The 21999-nt window shown below is 72.0% G+C and carries 17 protein-coding genes; 9 read left to right on the top strand and 8 right to left on the bottom strand.

From position 1 onward, the window contains the following. Nucleotides 1-100: 100 nt before the first annotated feature. The 3 genes from OG251_RS11135 to OG251_RS11125 are packed head-to-tail and all read right to left on the bottom strand — an operon-like array spanning nt 101 to nt 3752. Complete coding sequence (locus OG251_RS11135; RefSeq protein WP_326677009.1) at nt 101-1408, bottom strand: M20/M25/M40 family metallo-hydrolase; 1308 nt, start codon at nt 1406-1408, stop codon at nt 101-103. Continuing rightward, on the bottom strand, nt 1405-2799 hold the full coding sequence (locus OG251_RS11130; protein ID WP_326677008.1) for a cytosine permease: 1395 nt from the start codon (nt 2797-2799) through the stop codon (nt 1405-1407). Before OG251_RS11130 ends, OG251_RS11135 begins: the two co-directional genes overlap by 4 nt. After that, entirely contained in the window at nt 2799-3752 is a 954-nt protein-coding gene (locus OG251_RS11125; RefSeq protein ID WP_326677007.1) for a DUF1177 domain-containing protein, read from the bottom strand. The genes OG251_RS11130 and OG251_RS11125 overlap by 1 nt, the downstream gene beginning before the upstream one ends. 148 nt (nt 3753-3900) lie before the next feature. Between OG251_RS11125 and OG251_RS11120 the strand changes: the two genes are divergently transcribed. Then, complete coding sequence (locus OG251_RS11120; protein WP_073724889.1) at nt 3901-4728, top strand: IclR family transcriptional regulator; 828 nt, start codon at nt 3901-3903, stop codon at nt 4726-4728. A gap of 35 nt (nt 4729-4763) precedes the next feature. Further along, on the top strand, nt 4764-5492 hold the full coding sequence (pepE, locus tag OG251_RS11115) for a dipeptidase PepE (RefSeq protein WP_326677006.1): 729 nt from the start codon (nt 4764-4766) through the stop codon (nt 5490-5492). On the opposite strand, the gene OG251_RS11110 is transcribed toward pepE, so the two are convergent. Then, nucleotides 5455-7296: an MFS transporter gene (locus OG251_RS11110; RefSeq protein ID WP_326677005.1), complete on the bottom strand. Its 1842-nt coding sequence runs from the start codon at nt 7294-7296 to the stop codon at nt 5455-5457. The two genes, pepE and OG251_RS11110, sit on opposite strands and share 38 nt — an antisense overlap. A 203-nt stretch (nt 7297-7499) precedes the next feature. Here OG251_RS11110 and OG251_RS11105 point away from each other — a divergent pair, with 203 nt between their 5' ends. The 3 genes from OG251_RS11105 (at nt 7500) to OG251_RS11095 (ending at nt 12594) form a co-directional block, all read left to right on the top strand. After that, entirely contained in the window at nt 7500-9803 is a 2304-nt protein-coding gene (locus OG251_RS11105) for an acyl-CoA dehydrogenase (RefSeq protein ID WP_326677004.1), read from the top strand. Between the two features lie 12 nt (nt 9804-9815). Next, complete coding sequence (locus tag OG251_RS11100; protein WP_326681221.1) at nt 9816-11012, top strand: lipid-transfer protein; 1197 nt, start codon at nt 9816-9818, stop codon at nt 11010-11012. A 133-nt stretch (nt 11013-11145) separates the two neighbouring features. Beyond that, nucleotides 11146-12594: an MFS transporter gene (locus OG251_RS11095; protein ID WP_326677003.1), complete on the top strand. Its 1449-nt coding sequence runs from the start codon at nt 11146-11148 to the stop codon at nt 12592-12594. A gap of 76 nt (nt 12595-12670) precedes the next feature. Here OG251_RS11095 and OG251_RS11090 read toward each other — a convergent pair whose 3' ends face one another. Genes OG251_RS11090 through OG251_RS11080 form a run of 3 tightly spaced genes read right to left on the bottom strand, consistent with a single transcriptional unit; the run spans nt 12671 to nt 15653 of the window. After that, nucleotides 12671-13930, bottom strand: a complete 1260-nt coding sequence (locus tag OG251_RS11090; RefSeq protein WP_326677002.1) for a sensor histidine kinase — start codon at nt 13928-13930, stop codon at nt 12671-12673. Between the two features lie 11 nt (nt 13931-13941). After that, entirely contained in the window at nt 13942-14664 is a 723-nt protein-coding gene (locus OG251_RS11085; RefSeq protein WP_326677001.1) for an ABC transporter permease, read from the bottom strand. After that, on the bottom strand, nt 14664-15653 hold the full coding sequence (locus OG251_RS11080; RefSeq protein ID WP_326677000.1) for an ABC transporter ATP-binding protein: 990 nt from the start codon (nt 15651-15653) through the stop codon (nt 14664-14666). The genes OG251_RS11085 and OG251_RS11080 overlap by 1 nt, the downstream gene beginning before the upstream one ends. A 284-nt stretch (nt 15654-15937) precedes the next feature. Here OG251_RS11080 and OG251_RS11075 point away from each other — a divergent pair, with 284 nt between their 5' ends. From OG251_RS11075 to OG251_RS11065, 3 genes are all read left to right on the top strand, one after another. Beyond that, nucleotides 15938-16792, top strand: coding sequence for a MaoC/PaaZ C-terminal domain-containing protein (locus tag OG251_RS11075; protein WP_326676999.1), 855 nt, complete (start codon nt 15938-15940; stop codon nt 16790-16792). A gap of 29 nt (nt 16793-16821) precedes the next feature. Next, a complete protein-coding gene (locus OG251_RS11070) occupies nt 16822-17898 on the top strand; it encodes a Zn-dependent alcohol dehydrogenase (RefSeq protein WP_326676998.1) in 1077 nt (358 codons plus the stop codon). Nucleotides 17899-17990: 92 nt separating this feature from the next. Continuing rightward, a complete protein-coding gene (locus tag OG251_RS11065) occupies nt 17991-18932 on the top strand; it encodes a 3-oxoacyl-ACP reductase (protein WP_326676997.1) in 942 nt (313 codons plus the stop codon). 384 nt (nt 18933-19316) lie between these two features. Here the strand turns inward: OG251_RS11065 and OG251_RS11060 are convergent, their stop codons facing one another. Further along, the gene (locus tag OG251_RS11060; RefSeq protein WP_326676996.1) at nt 19317-20750 is read right to left on the bottom strand and encodes a hypothetical protein; all 1434 of its coding nucleotides are present in this window, start codon (nt 20748-20750) and stop codon (nt 19317-19319) included. Nucleotides 20751-20947: 197 nt separating this feature from the next. Here OG251_RS11060 and OG251_RS11055 point away from each other — a divergent pair, with 197 nt between their 5' ends. Beyond that, nucleotides 20948-21991: an ABC transporter substrate-binding protein gene (locus tag OG251_RS11055; protein ID WP_326676995.1), complete on the top strand. Its 1044-nt coding sequence runs from the start codon at nt 20948-20950 to the stop codon at nt 21989-21991. Nucleotides 21992-21999: the final 8 nt, after the last annotated feature.

Genomic DNA, 21999 nt, shown 5'->3' with positions numbered 1-21999 from the left:
GCGCCCCATCGTGCCGTACGCCCCCGCCGAAGGGATCGGCGGGGGCGTACGTGGGGTGAGCCCGGGTCCGGGCGGCCCCCGGCGGAGCTGTGCGCTCGGGTCAGCAGCTCTGCCAGAGTCGGGTCATGACGCGGACGCCGAAGCGCAGGCCCTCCAGCGGGACGCGCTCGTCCACGCCGTGGAAGAGGCGGCCGTAGTCCAGGTCGTGCGGGAGCTTCAGGCCCTTGAAGCCGAAGCAGCGGATGCCCAGGTGGGTGAACGCCTTGGCGTCGGTGCCACCCGGGTTGCAGTACGGGACGGGGTGGCCGTCCGGGTCCTCGGCGCGGACGGCGTCGCACATCGCGTCGACCAGCGGGCCGTCGAACGTCGTCTCCATCGCGATGTCGTGGTTGACCCACTCACGGCTGACGGAGGGGAGCAGGAGCCTGTCGATCGTGTCGATCAGTTCCTGCTCGTGACCGGGGAGGAAGCGGCCGTCGACGCGAGCGGTGGCCTTCCCGGGGATGACGTTGGTCTGGTAGCCCGCGTTGAACATGGTGGGGTTCGCCGAGTTGCGGAGCACCACCTGTATGAAGTCCGCGACCGGGCCCAGCCCGGCCAGGCTGGACTCGATGTCGTTCTCGTCGAACTCGACGCCGTAGAGCCTGGCGGCCTCCTCCAGCAGGGCGCGGACCGGTTCGATCAGCCGGATCGGGAAGGTCTCGCGGCCGATCCGGGTGAGGGACTCGGCGAGGTCGGTGACCGCGTTCTCGTCGTTGGGCGACGAGCCGTGGCCGGCCCGGCCGTTCGCGGTGAGCTCCATCCAGGCCATGCCGCGCTGGGCGTTCTCGATCGGGTACAGCCGGCGCGTGTCGTCGATGGCGAAGGAGAAGCCGCCGCCCTCGCCGATCGCCTCGGTGACCCCGGAGAAGAGGTCCGGGCGGTGCTCGACCAGCCAGTGGGCGCCGAACTTGCCGCCCGCCTCCTCGTCGGCGAGGAAGGCGAGCACCACGTCGCGGGCCGGCTTCGTGCCGGTGCGGGCGAAGTGCCGGGCGGTGGCGAGCATGACCGCCACCGTGTCCTTCATGTCGATCGCGCCCCGGCCCCAGAGGTAGCCGTCGCGGATCTCGCCCGAGAACGGCGGGACCTGCCACTCGGAGGCATCGGCGGGTACGACGTCCAGGTGGCCGTGGACCAGCAGGGCGCCGCGGGTGGGGTCGTCCCCGGCGATCCGGGCGATGACGCTGGCCCGGCCCGGGGCGGACTCGACCAGTTCGGACGCGATGCCCACCTCGGCGAGGCGGCCCACCACCCAGTCGGCGGCGGCGCGCTCGTCGCTGGTCGGGTTGGAGGTGTCGAACCGGATCAGTTCGGCGCAGAGGTCCACGACCTCGGTCTGGGCCTGCTCGGAGGCGGTGATGAGGGTCATGCTGCTCCTGCCGCGGTGGTCTCACGGGCGGCGGGGGCCGGGCTGCTGCCGTCCTCGTCGTCCAGGGTGGAGGTGCCGTACGGCTTGACCCAGCCCAGCAGGCCGAGGACGCAGTAGAGCAGGAAGGCGGTGGCCAGCGAGTTGAGGGCCGGGATGCCGCCGTCGTAGAACTTGCCGACACAGAAGGCCACGATCCAGATGACCAGGGACATCGGCACCCAGGTGGGCGAGGTGCGGGGCAGGGTCTCGGCCTCGCGGGTGTCGTCCAGCGGCTTGCGCATCCGCTTCACGACCCAGTACTCGGCGACGATGATGCCGCCGATCGGCGGGATCATCACGCCCAGCAGGGAGAGGAACTCCGTGAAGTGGGTCATGATGCCGACCGCGGACAGGAGCGTGCCGGCGACGCCGAGGACGATGGTGACGGCACCGCGGTGCAGCCGCTTGCGGAAGACGACCTGGAAGAAGTTGACGACGCCGAGCGAGGAGCCGTACAGGTTCCAGTCGTTGATCTTCGCGGTGGACATCAGGACCACGATCACACCGAAGGCGCCCGAGGTGGAGAGCACGATGTGCGACACGTCGCTGGACTTCACCAGATGGCCGAGCAGCACACCGACCATGCCCACGATGTACTCGGAGAGGATCATCGAGGAGGCGCTCTGCACGAAGACGTGCGAGCCCTTGCGGTTGTAGCGGGTCATCTCCGGGGAGACGATGGCGCCGGTCATGTAGCCGCCCGCGATGGCGGTGGCGGCGACGGCGAGAGGAATCGTTTCGCCGGGCGGCGGCGAGTTGATCAGGTCGCTGATCGAGTGGTCGTTGAGCGTCGTGATGATCGACCAGGCGACCATCCCGAAGAACAGCGGGGTGACGATCTTGGCGAACAGGGCCATGTACTTGAAGCCGAAGATCACCAGGGCCGTGATGGCGACGCCCGCGATCACGCACCACATCCAGGACGGTCCGCCGACCAGCGCCGAGACGCTGTTGCCGAAGATCGTGTTCTGGACGCCGAACCAGCCGACCAGGCTGACCGCGATGACGAAGCTGACCAGTGCCGAACCGTTGCGGCCGAAGCCCGCCCAACGGGTGAGCATCGGGGTCGCCAGACCCTCGCGCATGCCGGCCAGACCGATCGCGAAGATCACGATCTCCAGGATCACCGCGCCGAGCGTGAAGGCGAGGAAGGCGTCCCCGAAGGTCATGCCGACGCCGATGGTGGCGCCCAGCGTGAACTGGGAGATCGAGCCGGACTGGGCCAGCCACTGCAGAAGCATGGACCAGAAGCCGAAGCGCTTGTCGCGCGGGACCCGCGAGAGCGAGTAGTCGTCGCTGCCGATGCTCTTGGCCTCGGGGGCCGTGGCGCCGGCCAGGGGGGCGGATGCCATCAGGACTCCTGGGGGGTGCGGCCGAGGGTCTGCAGGTGAGCCAGCGACCCGTAGCGGTTGACGAGATTGTCGAACTCCACCGCGTCGTGGAAGTCCAGGTTCCCGGCGCCGAAGCCCTTGGCGACTTCCACGGCGTAGCGGGCGGCGGACGCGATGTCGCTCTCGTGACTCGCGCCCGTCTGGCAGCCCGGTACCGCGGCGGCCGAGGTGACCGCGAGACCGACGACCGGAGCGGCGGTCGCGGTGGCGGGCTGGAGAATCGAATTGATGTGGTGTGCACCGTTACCGTACGGCGTGATGTCCTGCGTGGTCACCGGGTATGTGACCAACGGCTCACCGGTCACCACGGCCAGCAGCTCGCCGAGCTGCTCGCTGACCCGGAGTACCCAGCCCTCCTTGACGGTGGGCGACAGGGCCAGGCCCTTGTGGTTGATGATCCGGTTGCCCTTGGTGGTGTCGATGGAGAGCACGGCCTCCATGTCGGCGGTCACCTCGTGCCGGTTCATCGTGGCGATGTCCACGGGCGAGCCCATGAACGGCACCGGGTCGTGCGGTTCGGTCGGCGCGTTCGGGCAGATGTGGGTGGCGACGATCACGTCACCGGGCAGCACATCGCCGCGACGGCGCATGTCGAGCAGCTTGGCCGCCGTGGCGATGGCGGCGGCCGCGCCGTCGGCGTCGGAGACCAGACCGGTCACCTCGGGCCGGGCGCCGATGCCGCCGAGCCGGCCCACCACACCGAGGGTGCGGGCGCTGCCGCCCGATGTCCGGCCGCGGGAGCCGGGGATGCGGACGAGCACGAAGTCCGTCGAGCCCTGGTCACCCGTGACGGTGGTGACCTGTGCGGACGAGCCCTCGGCCCCCGCTGCGGCGTCGAGGTATTCGACGACCGTCTTGCCATTGACCTGGGGATCGTCCAGAAGCTCGACGATGTCCAGTACGTACTTCAACATGGGGGGCCTTTCTCCTGATCCTGACACCCGCCCGGCGCTCGACGGGGGAGAGCGCGGGGCGGGGTGCTGAGGCAACATTCGGGATCGGATAGCGTTGAACGCAACTGTTTCCCGTTATTTGCAATTCCGGTCTGAATGGTGAGATGCGATGACCGACTACGATCTGGACCGGCGCAAACCCGCCGGGGCGCTGCAAACCGTCGACCGGGCACTCCTGGTGCTGCTCGCCTTCGAGCGCACCAGACCCGACTGGGGCGTCACCGAGGTCGCCGAGGAGTTCGGCTGGGACACCTCGGTCGCCCAGCGGCTGCTCGCCACCCTGGCGGGCCGGGGCTTCCTGGTCTCGGACCCGGTCACCCGCCGCTACCGCATCGGCCCCGCCGTACTGCGGCTCGGCAGACTCTGGGAGCGCTCGGGCTCACTGGAGCTGCTGGCCGGTCCCGTCCTGGAGGAGCTGCGCCGGACCACCGGTGACACCGTCCTGTTCTGCCTTCCGGACAGCTTCCACATGCGCTGCGTGGCCGCCGAGGAGGGCGAGACCGGACCGCTGCGCTACTACCCGCTGGTCGGCGAGCTCTACCCGGCGCACGCGGGGGCGACCAGTAAGTCGTACTACGCCTATCTGCCCGACGAGCAGCGCCACCGGCTCTTCCGGGGCCGTCCCATGGCACGCTTCACGGACCGCACCGTCACCGAACCGGACCTGCTGGAGCGGGAGTTCATGAAGGTCCGGGCCCAGGGCTACGCCTGGACGGTCGGCGAGTACGACACCGGGATCGCCACCGTCGCCGTACCGGTGTTCCTGGGGCGCGAGCCGTACGGGAGTCTCAGTCTCGGTGGCGGGGAGGACCGGTTCCAGGGGGCGCCCGAGGACCGGCTCGACGCGCTGCGCCACGCGGCCCAGCTGCTGGAGCAGCGCCTCACCCACCCGCCGCAGCGGCCGAAGTCCCGCGCCCGGCGGCCCCGCACCACCTGACCGACCCGATGTGCCCGACGTACCCGAGGAACCCCGTGAATCTGCTTCTGCTCTCCAACTCCACCCAGTACGGCTGCGGTTACCTGGAACACGCCCTGGACACCGTCACCGCGTTCCTCCCCGCGAACGCGCGTCTCGCCTTCGTCCCGTACGCGCTCGCCGACTACACCGCGTACACCGCGCGGGTCCGCGAGGCCCTGGAGCCGTCCGGCATCACCGTGCGCGGCGTCCACGAGAACGCCGACCCGGTCGCCGAACTGGCCGCGTCCGACGCCGTGTTCATCGGCGGCGGCAACTCCTTCCGGCTGCTCAGCGCCCTCTACCGCACCGGTCTGCGCGAGGCCGTGCGCGACGCGGTACGGGGCGGGCTGCCGTACATGGGGGCGAGCGCGGGCACCAACATGGCCGCCCCGACCCTGCGCACGTCCAACGACATGCCCATCGTGCAGCCGCCGTCCTTCGAGACGCTGGACCTGGTCCCGTTCCAGATCAACCCGCACTACCTGGACCCGGACCCGGCCAGCACCCACAAGGGCGAGACCCGCGAGGAGCGGCTCACCGAGTTCCTGGAGGAGAACGACGTACCCGTGCTCGGGCTGCGCGAGGGCTCCTGGCTCCGTGTCGACGGGCGTCGGGCCCACGTCCAGGGCGCCCGTCCCGCCCGGCTGTTCACCCGCGCGGCCGAGCCTCAGGAGCTCCTGCCGGGGTCCGACGTGTCCCGGCTGCTCACGACAGCGCCGCGGTTCGACGCTCCGGTGCGCTGACCGCGCTCAGCACGAGATCGGTCTCCGCGGGGCGGCCGGTCGCCGGGGACGCCGCCGGGCAGGCGCGCGGCGCGTACCCGGTGGCCGTGGCCGCCAGCACGTAGCGGCCACCGGGCTCGGCCGCCAGGGCGTACCTGCCCGCGTCGTCCGCGACGGTGAGCCCGGCCTGCCGGCCCCGGGTGTCGATCAGCGTCACATTGGCGCGCGCCACCGGCGCCCCGTCCGTGCTCAGCACCCGCCCGTGGAAGCCTCCCGAACCGGCGACGAGCACCGAGGCCGGGCCGGGGCCCGGAGCAGGTCCGGGGCCCGCGGCCGGTCCGGCTCCGGCCCGGGCGGCCCGCGCGTCGTCCGCACTGCTCGCCAGCAGCACCGGACGCGTCGCCGCCCGCTGCGAGGGCAGGAACGCGGCCAGCACCAGACCGATCAGCACAGCGCCCGTGGCGATCAGGAACGAGATCCGGAAGCCCTCCATGGAGGGGACCTCCGCCGGGCCCATCCGTACCGAGGTGTTCGCCAGCACCATGCCGATCACGGCACTCGACACCGAGGTGCCGATCGAGCGCATCAGGGTGTTCAGACCGTTGGCCGCGCCCGTCTCGGACGGGTCGACGGCCCCGATGATCAGCGCGGGCAGCGAGGAGTAGGCGAGCCCGATCCCGGCCCCGAGCATCACCGAGATCACCACGGTCTGCCAGGCGGCACTCATCAGGCCGAGCCCGGCACCGTAGCCGATCGCGATGATCAGCATGCCGAGCATCAGGGACACCTTGGGGCCGCGGCGGGCGGACAGCCGCGCGTACAGCGGGGCGACGAACATCATCGTCAGACCCAGTGGTGCCACGCACAGCCCGGCGACGACCATCGACTGCCCCAGGCCGTAGCCGGTCGACGCGGGCAGCTGGAGCAGCTGCGGCAGGACGAGCGAGACCGCGTAGAAGGCGACGCCGACCATGATCGAGGCCAGGTTGGTGAGCAGCACCTCGCGCCGTGCGGTGGTCCGCAGATCGACCAGCGGCGCGGGGCTGCGCAGCTCGAACAGGCCCCACAGCACCAGGATCACCAGGGACGCGGCGATCAGTCCGAGCGTGGTGCCCGAGGTCCAGCCCCAGTCGCTGCCCTTGGTGATGGGCAGCAGGAGGCAGACGAGTCCGAGCGAGAGTCCGAGCGCGCCGATGTGGTCGAAGCGCCCGGGGGCGCGCAGCGGGGGCTCGGGCACGAAGCGGACGGTGAGCGCCATGGCGAGCACCCCGAGTCCGGCCGCGCCGAGGAACAGGGCGTGCCAGTCGGCGTGCTGGGCGACGAGCGCGGAGGCCGGCAGCGCGAGTCCGCCGCCCACCCCGACCGAGGAGCTCATCAGCGCCATCGCCGAGCCGAGCCGTTCACGCGGCAGCTCGTCGCGCATGATGCCGATGCCGAGCGGGATGGCGCCCATCGCGAAGCCCTGGAGGGCGCGTCCGGCGATCATCACGACGAGGTCGTCGGTGGAGGCGCATATGAGGGAGCCGATCACCATGGCGGCGAGGCTGACCAGCAGCATCCGGCGCTTGCCGTAGAGGTCGCCGAGCCGGCCCATGATCGGGGTGGAGACGGCGCCCGCGAGGAGCGTCGCCGTCATCACCCAGGTGGCGTTGGACGGGTCGGTGTCCAGCAGGACGGGCAGGTCCTTGATGACCGGGACGAGCAGGGTCTGCATCACCGCGACGGTGATGCCCGCGAACGCGAGTACGGGGACGATGCCGCCCGCACGCTCCTTGACCGGATCGGGGAGTTCCCCGGCGTGCTGTTCGTTCGTCGTCCGTCGCATACGTGTGGCCTCCGGGCAGCATCGACCACCCGGGCTCCCCCCAAGTGTGTGCATGGTGAACGCTTTCGTATGCGCGCGGTATTCCGGTGAACGGGGCACGAACGGGACACGTCTCGAAACGGCCGGTGTTCTGACCTTCCGTCATATTGGAACGTGTTCTACTCTTGCGCCGTTCCAGTGGCTGCGACCGGCGAGGATCCGCAATGGGCATCGGAATCACCGAAGAACATCACGCCTTGGCTCAGGCCGTACGCGGGTGGCTGGCCCGTGCCGTGCCGCCCGGGGAGATCCGTAAGATCCTCGACACGCAAGCCCCTCCGGTCCCCGGCGCACGCCCCGCACACTGGGCGCGTCTCGTCGAACAGGGCCTCCCCGGCGTCCATCTGCCCGAGGAGTACGGGGGCGGGGGAGGCGGGCTCCTCGACCTCGCCGTCGTCCTCGAAGAGGCCGCCCACGGCTCCCTGCCGGGGCCGTACCTGGCGAGCGCGCTGACCTCCGCGGTGCTGTTCGCGGCCGTGCGCGAGCCGGTGCCCGGGTCCAAGGAGCGGACGGGGGAGCGGGTGATGCCCGCAGCGGTGCCCGAGGCGCGGGACGGGGCGGAAGAACGGGCGGGCGAGGAGACCAGCGGTCCGGCGGGGCCGGGACCGGTGCGGGAACTCGTGCGCGCCCTCGCCGCCGGCGACCGCGTCGGCGCGCTCGCCCTCGCCCCCGGCACCCTCACCGCCGTCGCGGACGGGGACGGCCACCTCCTCGACGGCACGGCACCGCCGGTACTCTCCGGCGCCGAGGCCGATCTGCTGCTGCTCCCCGCCACCACCGCCGACGGCATCCGCTGGTTCGCCGTCGACGCCGCCACGGAGGGGCTGACCGTACGCCCGCACCGGGGCGTCGACCCGACCCGCACCACCGCCGGGATCAGGGCCGAGGCCGTACGCGTCCCGGCGCACCGCTCCGTGTCCGCCGACTCCGCGCTCGTCCGCGACCTCGCCGCCGTCCTGTTCGCCGCCGACGCCTGCGGAAGCGCCGCCCGGTCCGTGGCGACGGCCGCCGAACACGCCAAGGTCCGCGAGCAGTTCGGCCGCCCCATCGGGCAGTTCCAGGGGGTCAAGCACCTCTGCGCCGACATGCTCGTCCGCCTCGAACAGGCCCGCGCCCTGACCTGGGACGCCGCCCGCGCCACCGAGGAGAGCCCCGGCGTACGGGGACTGGCCGCCGCCCTCGCCGCGGCCACCGCGCTCGACGCCGCGTACGGCTGCGCCAAGGACTGCATCCAGATCCTCGGCGGCATCGGCTTCACCTGGGAGCACGACGCCCACCTCCAGCTGCGCCGCGCGGTGGTCGCCCGGCAGCTGCTCGGGGCCGGGGACACCCACCGGCTGCGGGCCGTCCGGCTCGCCGAAGGCGGTGCCCGCCGCGAACTCGCCCTGGAACTGCCCCCCGTGGCCGCCCGCCACCGAGCCGAGGCGCGCCCGCACCTCGCAGCCGCCCGGGGCCTCGGCCCCCGTGACGCCCGCCGCGCCCTCGCCCCCACCGGATACGCCGCCCCGCATCTGCCCGCCCCGTACGGCCTGGCCGCCGGCCCCGTACAACAACTCGCCCTGCAACAGGAGCTGAAGGAGCAGGGCATCACGCTCAGCGGCCTCGGCATCGCCACCTGGGTGGTGCCCTCCCTCATCGCGTACGGCACACCGGAGCAGCAGGAGCGCTATCTGCCGCCCACACTGAGCGGCGAACTCCTGTGGTGCCAGCTCTTCTCCGAACCGGACGCCGGGTCCGACCTCGCCGCGCTGCGCACCAGGGCCGTACGGACCGACGAGGGCTGGCGCATCACCGGACAGAAGGTCTGGACGAGCGCCGCCCAGTGGGCCGACCACGGCATCCTGCTGGCCCGGACCGACCCGGACGCCCCCAAGCACCGGGGCCTCACCTACTTCCTGGTGGACATGAAGAACGCCCGGGGCATCGACATCCGGCCGCTGAAGGAGATCACCGGGGACGCCCTGTTCAACGAGGTGTACTTCGACGATGTGCTGCTCCCCGCCGACGCGGTCGTCGGGGAGATCGACGACGGCTGGCGCGTCGCCCGCAACACCCTGGGCAACGAACGCGTCCACATGGCCGACCAGATGACCTTCGACACCGGACTCGAAGCACTGATCGCCCGCTCGGCCGAGCTCGACGGAGCGGGCCGGACCCGCATCGGCGCGCTCGCCGCGGAGGCCCACGCGCTGGCCTGCATCGGTCTGCGCACCACGCTCCAGCAGGTCGCGGGACAGGAACCGGACGCCGGAGCCTCCGTACGCAAACTCGTCCAGACCACCCACCAGCAGAAGGTCGCCGAACTCACCCTCGAACTGCTCGGCCCGGCGGGCGCCACCGCCGAGGACGGCGCGGAACGGGCCGTGCACGGATTCCTCATGTCGCGCTGTCTGACCATCGCGGGCGGCACCACACAGGTCCAGCTCAATGTCGTCGCCGAGCGCATCCTCGGCCTCCCCAAGGACTGAAGGGCACACATGATGAAGGCGTACATCGTCGGCGTCGGGATGACGAAGTTCGAGAAGCCCGAGACCCGCGACTGGCAGTACTGGGACATGGCGAAGGAGGCGGGCACCAAGGCGCTCGACGACGCCGGAATCCGGTACGACCAGGTCGAACAGGTGCCCGTCGGCTACTGCTTCCAGCCCTCCACGGCCGGACAGCGGGCCGTCTACGAACTCGGACTGACCGGCGTCCCCGTCTACAACGTCAACAACAACTGCGCCACGGGCTCGACCGCGCTCATGATGGCCCGGCAGTTCGTCGAGGGCGGGATCAGCGACTGCGTACTCGCCCTCGGCTTCGAGAAGATGGCGCGCGGCTCCCTCGGGGGCGGCGGCGCGGACGGCGGCGCGGCGGACTTCAAGACCTCGCCGGTCGCCCGGCACTACGGGATCATGGCCGCCGGGCACGGCTTCGAGATGTCCCCGCCCACCGCCCAGATCTTCGGCAACGCGGCCCGCGAGCACATGGAGCGGTACGGGACGACGGCGGCGCAGCTCGCGGCGGTCGGCGCCAAGAACCACCGGCACTCGGTGAACAACCCGTACGCCCAGTTCCAGGACCCGTACACGGTCGAGGAGATCCTCGCCGCCCGGACCGTCCACCGGCCGCTGACCAAGCTCCAGTGCTCACCCACCTCCGACGGCTCGGCCGCCGCCGTCGTCGTATCGGAACGCTTCGTCGACCGGCACGGACTCGGCGACCGGGCGGTGGAGATCGCCGCCCAGGCCATGACGACCGACACCGGCGCGTCCTTCGCCTCCGGCACCTGCGTCGACGCCGTCGGAGCGCCCATGACCCGGGCGGCCGCGCAGCAGGTCTACGCGGCCTCGGGGCTCTCGGCCGACGACCTCGACGTGATCGAGCTGCACGACTGCTTCTCCATCAACGAACTCCTCACCTACGAGGCCCTCGGACTGTGCGAGGAGGGCGAGTCCGGAAAGCTCGTGGAGTCAGGTGCCACCACCTACGGCGGCCGCTGGGTCGTCAACCCGTCCGGCGGGCTGATCTCCAAGGGCCACCCCCTGGGCGCCACCGGAATCGCCCAGGCCGCCGAGCTGACCTGGCAGTTGCGGGGCGAGGCCGGGGCCCGCCAGGTACCGGGCGCGCGCACCGGCCTCGCGCACAACATCGGGCTCGGCGGAGCGGCGGTCGTGACCCTGCTGCGCCGCTGACCCCGAGGCGCGTGGAGCTCCGGCGCGCCGGCTCCGGGGCGCCCGGAGCCCGGTGCGCTCCGGTGAGCTGTGGCGCGCCCCGGTGCCCGGACCTGCGGCAACCCGATGTACGGAGCGCCGGGTGCCTGGGACCATGACCTCCATGCCTGACGTCTCCACACCCGTACCCACCCGCACCCCCACCCGAATAAGAACCCGCACCTGGGCCGTCGTGCTCGCGGCCTGCACCGGTCAGTTCCTGGTCATCCTCGACGTGGCGGTCGTCAATGTGGCCCTGCCGTCCATGCGGACCGACCTGGGACTGAGCGCCCCCGCACTCCAGTGGGTCGTCAACGCCTACTCGATCGCGTTCGCCGGATTCATGCTGCTCGGCGGCCGGGCCGCGGACATCTACGGCCGCAAGCGGATGTTCCTGATCGGGCTCGGCCTGTTCACCGCGGCCTCGCTCGCGGGCGGCCTCGCCCAGGAGGGCTGGCAGCTGCTCGCCGCCCGCGCCGCCCAGGGGCTCGGCGCCGCCGTGCTGGCGCCCGCCACCCTCACCATCCTCACCGCGGCCGTCCCCGAAGGACCCGCCCGCACCAAGGCGATCGGGACCTGGATGGCGGTCGGGGCGGGCGGCGGCGCGGCCGGCGGTCTGATCGGCGGGGTGCTGACCGACGCCCTCTCCTGGCGCTGGGTCCTGCTCATCAATGTGCCGATCGGCGCCCTCGTCCTGGTCGGGGCCGCCCTCTGGCTGGCCGAGGGCCGGGCGGGCGACCGGCGCCGCGTCGACCTGCTGGGCGCCGTCCTCGTCACGGCGGGCCTGGCCTCCGTCGCGTACGGGATCGTGCAGACCGAGGAGGAGGGGTGGACGTCCCCGGCCACCCTGGTCCCCCTGCTCGGCGGGCTGTCGCTGCTCGCCGCCTTCGTCCTGGCGGAGGCCCGGGCGGCGGCCCCGCTGATGCCGCTGCGGGTGTTCGGCGTACGGGCGGTGTCCTCGGCGAACGTGGCGATGTTCCTGATCGGGTCCGCCACCTTCGCCATGTGGTACTTCATGACCGTGTACGCGCAGAACGTGCTGGGGTACACGCCCTGGCTGGCCGGGATCGCGCTGCTGCCCACCTCGGTGGCCGTCGTCATCGGTTCGAAGGCCGCCCCCCGCCTCATGGCGCGCATCGGCGCGAAGCGGCTGGCGGTGATCGGTGTGCTGGTCACCGCGGCGGGCTTCGGCTGGCAGTCGACCATGACCGCCGACGGCCCGTACGTCACCGGCATCCTCATCCCCGGCATCCTGATGATGGCCGGATCGGGACTCGCCTCCACGCCGCTGGCCGCCCTCGCCACCTCGGGCGCGGCACCCGGCGACGCGGGACTCGTCTCCGGGCTGGTCAACACCTCCCGCACCATGGGCGGTGCGCTCGGTCTCGCGGTGCTCTCCACGGTCGCCGCCGCCCGCACCGGTGGTGCCACGGGCGCGGCCGAGGTCACGGCCGGATACGCCCTGGCCTTCCGTACGGCCGCGGCGGTGCTGGTCGGCGGGGTCCTGCTGATGCTGCTGTGGCTTCCGGGGCAGCGGACCCGGTCCCGGTCCGCGAAGAGCTGATCCCGGGGCGGCCCCGTACGGACGCCGCGGGCGGCCGGTGGTCCCGGGGCGTCCGTACGGGGCCGGCGCGTCCCGTTCACCGGCCCGGGGCCGGCTCCCGGTCCTCGTCCCCGGCACCCTCTGCCCCCGCGCCCTCGTCGGGCGCCGCCACCGGCAGCTCCGCCCGCACCACGAAGCCGCCCCGCGGCCCCGGACCCGCCTCCAGCCGGCCGCCCGCGACGGCGAGGCGTTCGGTGAGCCCCTTCAGCCCGGTACCGCCGACCGGGCGGACGGCGCCGGCGGCGCGGGCGGCGCCGTCCGGGTCCGGGCCGCGGCCGTCGTCCGTGACGGTCAGCCGGACCCGCTCGGGCGTGGAGTCGACGACGAACTCGCAGCGCGTCGCGCCACTGTGGCGTACGGCATTGGTGACCGCCTCCCGTGCCACCCAGCCCAGCAGCGCCTCCGTTTGCGGCGTGAGCGGCGGCCCGGTGCGGCGTACCACCGGTTCGATCCCGGCGGCCGTCAGCGCGGACCCGGCCCGGTCGAGCTCGGTGGCGAGGCTTCCCTCGCGGTAGCCGGTCACCGCCTCCCGGATCTCGGTCAGCGCCTGCCTGCCCACCGACTCGATGTCGGCGACCTGCGAGAGCGCGGCGTCCAGATCGTGCGGTGCGAGCCGACGGGCCGCCTCCGACTTGACCACGATCACCGACATCGTGTGCCCCAGCAGATCGTGCAGATCGCGGGAGAAGCGCAGCCGTTCCCGCTCCACCGCCCCGCGGGCCAGCTCCTGCCGGGTCGCACGCAGCTCCATCACCGTCTCCGACAGGGTGAGGAGCGCGGCCGTCACCGCGCCGGAGAGGAACGTCCCGTACCCGATGGTCCACGGCTCCGAGGCATGGTCGCCCCGCCACACGGACACCACGACCGCGGCGACGGAGAGGGTGATCAGGCCGATCGCGAGCCGGCGGCCGCGCAGGATCGTGCCGCAGGCCAGCGACAGCAGCGGGAAGAACAGCAGCCAGCTGCCGCCGTAGCCGATCGCCAGCGCGAAGGTGATCGCGGCCATCGCGGCGAGCAGCCGGTAGGAGGTCGCGCTCTCCCGCGTCCGTTCGTCGAAGCCTCTGAACACCACGGAGACGTAAAGGGAGTTGAAGGTCAGCAGGCCCAGGCCGCCGATCCACGGGTTGGGTGTCTCGCCCTGCCAGAGGTTGGAGAACGCGCCGAGCCCCAGCAGCAGCCAGGGCAGCAGCGTGTACGGTCCCGGAGGCCCGGGGCGCCGGCACGCGCGCCGCCTCGCGCGGGCCTCGCGCCATCGCCCGGCTCGGGCCTTCACCGACTCGGTACCGGCCTTGGACATATTCGCTCCCGTCACACGGTTCTCGCGGACCGACGGTACGAGAGAACCGCGTATCCGCCGAAGAGCAGCAGCCATCCGGTGAGCAGCGCGACGGACCCGGCGCCCGGCGCGTGCCCGGCGATCGCCGCCCGGCCGAGCCCGGCGAAGCCGTGGGCCGGGCTGTACTCGCCGATGGAGCGCAGCCACGCCGGGAACTCCGCGAGCGGGAACCACAGTCCGCCGACGACCGCGAAGCCCATCAGACAGGCCACATTGACCACACCGGTGCCCTGCGGGGTCAGCCGGTAGCCGTTTCCGATGCCGAGCAGGGTGAACGGCAGCGCCCCGATCCACAGCAGCAGCACCAGCGCGGTCCACTGCCAGATGGCCAGCCGCACCCCGTTGACCAGGGCGCCGGCCAGCAGGACCGCCACGATCGTCGGCAGTACGGTCACCGAACCGCTGATCGCCCGGCCCGCGACGGCCCGCGAGGGCGGAAGCGGGGTGATCCGCAGCTGCCGGAGCCAGCCCAGGGACTTGTCGGAGGCGATCCCGGTACCGATGGCCATGGCGGAACCGAGTGCTCCGTACGCGGCCATGCCGACCATGGAGGCGGCCTTCCAGTCGCCGTAGTCGGCGCCGCCGCCCAGATTGGTGAAGAGCAGGTACATCATCACCGGCATCCCTGTTCCGAAGATCAGGAAGACGCTGTCGCGCAGGGTCCGCCGGATTTCCAGCACGATGTAGGGCAGCATCACACGGTCTCCTCTGAGCGGGCGGCGGGGTGGGAAGCGGAGTCGGAACCGGCGGTACGGGAAGGGGCGTCGGCGGGCGCGGTCAGCGCCAGGAAGGCGTCCTCCAGAGTGGCCCGTGACACGCTCAGCCCACGGACGGCGCCGATCCGCGCCAGCTCGACGACGGTCGCGTCCGAGTCGTCCGTCCGCAGCAGCGCCCGGTCCCCGCGCACCTCGACACCGATGACACCGGGCAGCAGCTCAAGGCCGTCCGACGGCGCTCCGGCCAGATCGAGGGAGACGAGGCTCCCGCCCGCCGCGCGCCTGATCCGGTCGCCGCTGCCGTCCGCGACGATCCGGCCCCGGTCGATCACGACGATCCGGTCGGCGTTCTCGTCGGCCTCCTCCAGATAGTGGGTGGAGAACAGGACGGTGTTGCCGCGCCCGGCGAAGGACCGCAACGACCGCCAGAACGCGCGCCGCGCCTCCACGTCCAGGGCGGCGGTCGGCTCGTCCAGCACGACCAGTTCCGGATCGCCCGCCAGCGCGACGGCGAAGCGGACGCGCTGGGTCTGGCCGCCGGAGAGCTTGTCGACGCGCCGGTCCGCGTACTCGGTGACACCCGCGAGAGCGAGCGCGTCCCCGACCGGCATCGGGTGCGGATAGGTGGAGGCGACGAAGCGGACCAGTTCGCGGACCGTCACCCGGGGGATGGGCCGCCCGTCCTGGAGCATCGCGCCCACCAGCCCGGCGCGCACCGCCTCTTCGGGCGAGCGGCCCAGCAGCCGTACCGTCCCGGAGTCCGGGTCGTCCAGGCCGAGCAGCAGGCTGATGGTGGTCGACTTGCCCGCCCCGTTGCGGCCCAGCAGCGCCACCGTCTCGCCGCGCCCGATCTCCAGATCGATGCCGTCGACGGCGCGTACCGCCGCCTCCGCCCGGCCGAACGTCCTGACCGCCCCGGTGAAGACCACCGCGGGCCCTCGCTCCGCTGTCCCCGTCGTCTGCTTCATGACCATGACGCTACGGAGCGCAGGGGGGTGTCCGGCAGAGCCCCGTGTACGGACTCCGCGATGACAAATGTCATGGCCCGCACGTGCACCCGGAGCCTTTGCGGCCAAGGTATCTGACATGGCGTCAGCGGTCTTCACAACTCCCGGAGGCTGCGTTATACATGGGCCATCGGCTAGAACGCGTTCTAGAACGGGCGCGCCTGCCGGTCCCGCACGACCTCGGTGCGGCCGACGGTGCGGACGGTCGCGCCGAGGTCTTCCCACCATCAAGGAGCAGCTTCCCCATGCCCATTGATGCCGTAGCGGCCGTCGCCGCCGAACCCCGCCGAGCCGAGATCGGCTGGGACCACAAGGACATCCAGCTCTACCATCTCGGCCTCGGCGCGGGCAGCCCCGCCACCGACCCCGAGGAGCTGCGCTACACCCTGGAGTCCCGGCTCCAGGTACTGCCCAGCTTCGCCACCGTCGCGGGAGCCGGCACCGCCATGACCGGCGGCCTCTCCTCGCCCGGCGTCGATGTGGACCTGGCCGCCGTCCTGCACGGCGGCCAGACCGTACGGGTGCACCGGCCCATCCCGGTGCGCGGACGCGCCGTACAGACCTCGAAGGTCGCCGCCGTGTACGACAAGGGCAAGGCGGCCGTCCTCGTGCTGCGCACCGAGGCATCCGACGACGACGGCCCGCTGTGGACCAACGACTCCCAGATCTTCGTCCGCGGCGAGGGCGGCTTCGGAGGTGAACGCGGGCCCTCCGCCCGGCCGATTCCGCCGGACCGGGCCCCCGACCGCACGGTGGAGCGGGCGGTCCGGGAGGACCAGGCGCTGCTCTACCGGCTCTCCGGGGACTGGAACCCGCTGCACGCCGATCCCGCGTTCGCCAAGCTGGCCGGCTTCGACCGGCCCATCCTGCACGGGCTGTGCACCTACGGCATGACGCTCAAAGCCGTCACCGACACGCTGCTCGACGGCGATGTGACCCGCATCGGCGCGTACAGCACCCGCTTCGCCGGAGTGGTCTTCCCCGGCGAGACCCTCCGCATCCGGATGTGGGCCGGGGACGGCCGCATCCAGGTCGCGGTGAGCGCCGTCGAACGGGACGACGCACCGGTGCTCGTGGACACGGTCATCGAACACTCCTGAAAACGCCATGATTTGAGGGGAGCCGCACCATGCGCGCAGCCGTACTGCACGAGATCGGCCAGGACAAACTGGAAGTCCTCGACGACGTCGAGGCGGTGGGCTTCGGCCCCGGCAAGGTCAAGCTCCGTATCCGGGCCACCGGACTGTGTCACTCCGACGTCTCCGCGATGAGCGGCGTCCTTCCGCAGCCCGCCCCCTTCATCCCCGGCCACGAGGGCGCGGGCGAGGTCATCGACGTGGGCGACGGAGTCACCGGGCTGAGCCAGGGGGACCGGGTCCTGGTCTGCTGGCTGCCCGCCTGCGGCGCCTGCCCGTCGTGCAGGCGCGGTCAGACCCAGCTCTGTCTGGCCGGCTTCATGAACGCGGGCACCCCCAACTTCAGGCGCCCCGGCGGCGATGTCTTCGGCTTCGCCGGCACCGGCACCTTCACCGAGGAGGTCGTCGTCGGCGCGGGCTGTGCGGTGCCGATCCCCGACGACGTGCCCTACGAGATCGCCGCGCTGATCGGCTGCGGGGTCACCACCGGACTCGGCGCCGCCATCAACACCGCCCAGGTGGAGGCCGGTTCCTCGGTCGCCGTCATCGGCTGCGGCGGCGTCGGCATCTCCACGATCCAGGGCGCGCGGGTCCAGGGCGCCGCCCAGATCGTCGCCGTCGACCCGGTCGCCTCCCGGCGCGAGGCCGCGCTGAACTTCGGCGCCACCGAGGCGGTCTCCCCGGACGAACTCGCCGACGCCAAGCAGCGGATCACCGGCGGCGAGGGCTTCGACTACGTCTTCGAGGTCGTGGGCAAGTCCGCCACCGCCCGCACGGCGTACGAGACCACCCGGCGCGGCGGCACCCTCTGCGTCGTCGGCGCCGGAGCGATGGACGACAACTTCCAGGTCAACATGTTCGAGCTGTTCTTCGACGAGAAGCGGATCCTGCCCTCCATGTACGGGGGCGGGGACGTGCTGCGCTCCTACGAGCGGGCCATCGCGCTCTGGCGGGCGGGCCGGATCGACCTCGCCTCGATGATCACTCACCGGGTGCGGCTGGACGGGATCAACGACGCCCTGGACCAGATGAGGACCGGAGAGTCGCTGCGTACCTGCGTCGAACTCTGACGTCCGCCCCCGCACCCACCGATCGAGCCACCCCACGACGTTGAGGGGCCCGCTCCCACGGATCGAGCCACCCCACGACATTGAGGACTGCGATGTCACTACCCCTGGACGGCCTCTCCGCCGTCGTCACCGGCGCGGGCCGGGGCCTCGGACGCGCCGAAGCCCTGGAGCTGGCACGGCTCGGCGCGGCCGTCGTCGTCAACGACTACGGACAGCCGGGCCGCGACGGCTCCGGCGAGGCGTCGGCGGCCCCCGCCGAGGAGGTCGCCGCCGAGATCCGGGCGGCGGGCGGCCGCGCGGTCGCCCACCTCGGCGACGTCTCCGACCACGAACAGGCCCGTGCCCTGGTGGAGCTGGCCGTCTCCACCTACGGGAAGCTCGACGTCCTGGTCAACAACGCGGGCATCCTGCGCGACCGGATGATCTTCTCGATGACCGAGGACGAATGGGACTCCGTCGTCCGGGTCCACCTCAAGGGCCACTTCAACACCACGCACTTCGCCGCCGCCCACTGGCGCACCCGCTCCAAGGAGTCCGGCGGCCCCGTCTACGGGCGGATCGTCAACACCTCGTCGGAGGCGTTCCTCGCGGGCTCGGCCGGGCAGCCGAACTACGCGGCGGCCAAGGGCGGCATCGTCGGCCTGACCACCTCCACGGCACTGGCCCTGGCGAAGTACGGCGTCACCGCCAACGCCATCTGCCCGCGCGCCCGTACGCGGATGACCGAGGACGTCTTCGCGGGCTTCCAGGAACCGGCCGACGGCACGCTCGACGCCCTGGCGCCCGAGCATGTCTCGCCGCTCGTCGGCTATCTGGCCTCCCCGGCGGCCGCCAAGGTCAACGGGCAGCTGCTCGTGGTCCACGGCGGCATGGTCGCGATCGTCGAACGCCCGAAGGTGGCGGCGAAGTTCGACGCGGCGAAGGAGACGTTCACCTTCGACGAACTGGACGGGCTCATCACCCCGTACTACGAGGACCGCCCCCCGAACGAGATGTTCGCGGCGGCCGAAGTCCTGGGCCTCAAGCGGGGATAGGCGCGCCGGGACGACGAACGGGGCCCGCACCGGCCGAACGGCCGGTGCGGGCCCCGCACGTCTCTCGTCGCCGGCGGCTCCCGGCGCAGTGCGGCCTCAGGCCGCTCTGCTCCCCTCCTCGGAGGGACGGCGGTGGCGGCCGTGCGGCTGCGCGGCCGTGTTCTCCATCGACGTACCCCCTCGGTGCTTTCCGGAGCCGCCGGTTTCGTCCCGGTCCGTGTCCGCCCCCGGCGGACGCGTCTGGGTCGTGTCTGTTCGGGCTTCAGACATGTGGGAAGTCACCCCGTTGTGATCGCTTACTTGTTGTCACAAGCCCCGCCCCCGCCACCGACGCGGTCACCGTCGGCACCCGCCCGGTGCGGCTGCGTAGCCCAGGCCGCAAGTTTAGACCGATGCGGTACGCCCCTGGAGAGGCGCCTGCCCCAGGGGAACGGGCCTGCACACCACAGGACCGGCAGTCGGCGCGGATGGTTGCGTTCCGGTCGTGTTCCCGGTTCCTGGCCCCGCCCCGTCGCCGGCCGCCGGGCCCGTCCGCGCACGGCACGGTTCCTCGTCCGCCGGAGCCTCCAGCAGCGCCACGGCGCACCGTGTCCCGGGCTCGGTGCAGGGCAGGTGCAGCACGCCGTCCCGGCTCCAGAACCCAGCCCCGGCCAGCCAGCCCCGCGGTGCGGCGAACTGGTGCAGCCGACGGCCCGCCGGGCGCCAGACCCCCACCCAGCTGCCCGCGGCCCCGTCGATCCGCAGCCCCACTGCGCAGCTCTCCGGCATCAGCATCTGTCCCGGCTGGACGGCGAACGGGGTCACCGCGACATCCGCCGGACGCAGGCACTCCGGGAACCGGACGGGCAGGCAGCTGCCGAGGACGCCCCAGCCGAGCCGGTCGTGCCCCGGCGCGTCGGACCGGAGCAGCAGCAGTCCGCTGTCCGTGTCGGCGAGCAGCAGCCGGTCGTTGCTGTCCGGCGTGATCTGGAGCAGCGGCGTCACCTCACCGCCCCGTCCCAGGTCCAGGGCGACCGCCTTCACCGGCCCGCCGTCCGGCGGCCGGCGGTCCAGGGCGAGCATCCGGCCCGCCCGGTCCAGCCAGACCCCGCCGGAGCAGTGGCCCGGTACATCCGTGATCCTCTCCGGCCCGAAGGCGCCGCCCGCCACCAGCCAGAGGGCGGTGGAGCGCTCACCGGCGGCCAGGGCGTACACGCTCCGGCCGTCCGGCGAGGGCGGCAGCAGGGTGAGATCCGCGCAGGCGACGGCTCCCAGCGGGAGTTCGCCGGTTCTGGGCCCGGTCGGATAGAGCAGCGAGAACGCCTGGAGGTCCGCCACCCGCCGCCGGATCAGCACCCGCCCGTCGGCGAGCGGCACCACCTGGGAGTCCGGCTCCTCGGGCTGGTCGAGCGGCAGGGGCACCGCGTAGGGCTCGGGCCCGTCGAGCGTCCAGCGCTCGGGGTACCAGGCGCGCTCGGCGGGCTGCCCCGGTGCGGCGGTGAGCCGGGCGGCGTACGACGCGTCGGCGGTGAGGACGAGGGCCCCGGACGTACCGAAGGGATCGGGTACGCCGAGAGCCCCGTACGTCCTGTACGCGTCGAGAGCCCCGTACGCGTCGAGTGCGTCCGGCCCGCCCGGCTCGTCGAGCACGGCCGCATCAGCCGTGTCAGCCGCATCAGCCGTGTCATGGGCTTGGTGCGCGGCGTACGCGTCGCGCGTCTCCGGTTCGCCGGGCGCCGCCGGCGCACCGGGTTCTTCCGGATCTCCGGACTCCTCGGGTACGGGTTCCACCGTCGCGGCGGCCCCGGCGGTCCCGCCTTCGATGGCACAGACAGTCATGGGCTGGTCACCTCCGGCAACCGAAGCTAGTTTTCGCACTTCCTGCCGAACAACACCAGACCTCGCACTTCACACATAAGGGTGGTGATGCCCGGATTCGCCTGAGAAGGAGGGGGTGGTTGTGCTTCGAGAGGTGGCCGTGGCTAAGGTTAGGCACCCCTAAGCAGTGCCTGTGTGACCCACAACTGGAGCAAGTGATGTCCCTTCGACGCCGCGGCACCGCCGCAGTCGGCCTGGCGGTGGCCGCCGCCCTCTCCCTCTCCGCCTGCGGGAGCGACGACGCCGGTTCGGGCGACTCGGCCAGGACCGATGCGGGTGGCGACAAGAAGGCGGCCGTCGCCACGGGCGGCAAGGACTTCGGCGACGCGGCGAAGAAGACGGCGGAGTACGGGACGGACGCCAAGGCCGGCGAGTTCCCCCGCACCCTCACCCACGCCATGGGCAGGACCGAGCTCAAGTCCGCCCCGAAGCGCGTCGTCGTCCTGGACGTCGGCGAGTTCGACAACGTGGTCTCGCTCGGTGTGAAGCCGGTCGGCTTCGCCCCCTCCGAGGGCGACGCGGCCATCCCGTCGTACCTGAAGAAGGACGCGGGCAGCCCCAAGAACGTCGGCACGATCAACAACCTCAACCTGGAGGCCATCGCGGGCCTCAAGCCGGACCTGATCCTCGGCAGCCAGCTGCGCGCCGCGGACAAGTACGACGAACTCTCCAAGATCGCGCCGACCGTGTTCTCCATCCGTCCGGGCTTCACCTGGAAGGAGAACTACCTCCTCAACGCCGAGGCACTGGACCGGACCGACCGGGCGAAGACCGAGCTGGCCGCCTACGAGGCGAAGGCCGAGAAGCTCGGTACGGACATCGGCCCGGACAAGCCCACCATCTCCATGGTCCGCTACCTGCCGGACAAGATCCGGCTGTACGCCAAGGCGTCCTTCATCGGCACGATCCTTGAGGACACCGGCCTGCCGCGCCCCGAGAACCAGCAGATCGACGACCTCGCCGCGGAGATCAGCCCGGAGAAGATCGACGAGGCGGACGCGGACTGGATCTTCACCGGCGTGTACGGGGACGTGAAGGCCACCAAGCGCGACACCGCCCAGGCCAACCCGCTGTGGAAGAACCTGAAGGCGGTCAAGGCCGGGCAGGCCAAGGACGTCTCCGACGAGACCTGGTACCTCGGCCTCGGCGTCACCTCGGCGAACCTGGTCCTCGACGACCTGCGCGCCGACCTCGTCAAGTAACCGGCCGC

Origin of the sequence: Streptomyces sp. NBC_01237 (assembly GCF_035917275.1) — a bacterium.
Taxonomy (GTDB): domain Bacteria; phylum Actinomycetota; class Actinomycetes; order Streptomycetales; family Streptomycetaceae; genus Streptomyces.
This window is presented reverse-complemented; position numbering and strand designations above follow the sequence as displayed.

Bases quoted from the DNA above. Each gene is read 5' to 3' on its own strand.
- OG251_RS11135 (WP_326677009.1), bottom strand. From the start codon at position 1,408: ATGACCCTCATCACCGCCTCCGAGCAGGCCCAGACCGAGGTCGTGGAC.
- OG251_RS11130 (WP_326677008.1), bottom strand. From the start codon at position 2,799: ATGGCATCCGCCCCCCTGGCCGGCGCCACGGCCCCCGAGGCCAAGAGC.
- OG251_RS11125 (WP_326677007.1), bottom strand. From the start codon at position 3,752: ATGTTGAAGTACGTACTGGACATCGTCGAGCTTCTGGACGATCCCCAG.
- OG251_RS11120 (WP_073724889.1), top strand. From the start codon at position 3,901: ATGACCGACTACGATCTGGACCGGCGCAAACCCGCCGGGGCGCTGCAA.
- OG251_RS11110 (WP_326677005.1), bottom strand. From the start codon at position 7,296: ATGCGACGGACGACGAACGAACAGCACGCCGGGGAACTCCCCGATCCG.
- OG251_RS11105 (WP_326677004.1), top strand. From the start codon at position 7,500: ATGGGCATCGGAATCACCGAAGAACATCACGCCTTGGCTCAGGCCGTA.
- OG251_RS11100 (WP_326681221.1), top strand. From the start codon at position 9,816: ATGAAGGCGTACATCGTCGGCGTCGGGATGACGAAGTTCGAGAAGCCC.
- OG251_RS11095 (WP_326677003.1), top strand. From the start codon at position 11,146: ATGACCTCCATGCCTGACGTCTCCACACCCGTACCCACCCGCACCCCC.
- OG251_RS11090 (WP_326677002.1), bottom strand. From the start codon at position 13,930: ATGTCCAAGGCCGGTACCGAGTCGGTGAAGGCCCGAGCCGGGCGATGG.
- OG251_RS11085 (WP_326677001.1), bottom strand. From the start codon at position 14,664: ATGCTGCCCTACATCGTGCTGGAAATCCGGCGGACCCTGCGCGACAGC.
- OG251_RS11080 (WP_326677000.1), bottom strand. From the start codon at position 15,653: ATGAAGCAGACGACGGGGACAGCGGAGCGAGGGCCCGCGGTGGTCTTC.
- OG251_RS11075 (WP_326676999.1), top strand. From the start codon at position 15,938: ATGCCCATTGATGCCGTAGCGGCCGTCGCCGCCGAACCCCGCCGAGCC.
- OG251_RS11070 (WP_326676998.1), top strand. From the start codon at position 16,822: ATGCGCGCAGCCGTACTGCACGAGATCGGCCAGGACAAACTGGAAGTC.
- OG251_RS11065 (WP_326676997.1), top strand. From the start codon at position 17,991: ATGTCACTACCCCTGGACGGCCTCTCCGCCGTCGTCACCGGCGCGGGC.
- OG251_RS11060 (WP_326676996.1), bottom strand. From the start codon at position 20,750: ATGACTGTCTGTGCCATCGAAGGCGGGACCGCCGGGGCCGCCGCGACG.
- OG251_RS11055 (WP_326676995.1), top strand. From the start codon at position 20,948: ATGTCCCTTCGACGCCGCGGCACCGCCGCAGTCGGCCTGGCGGTGGCC.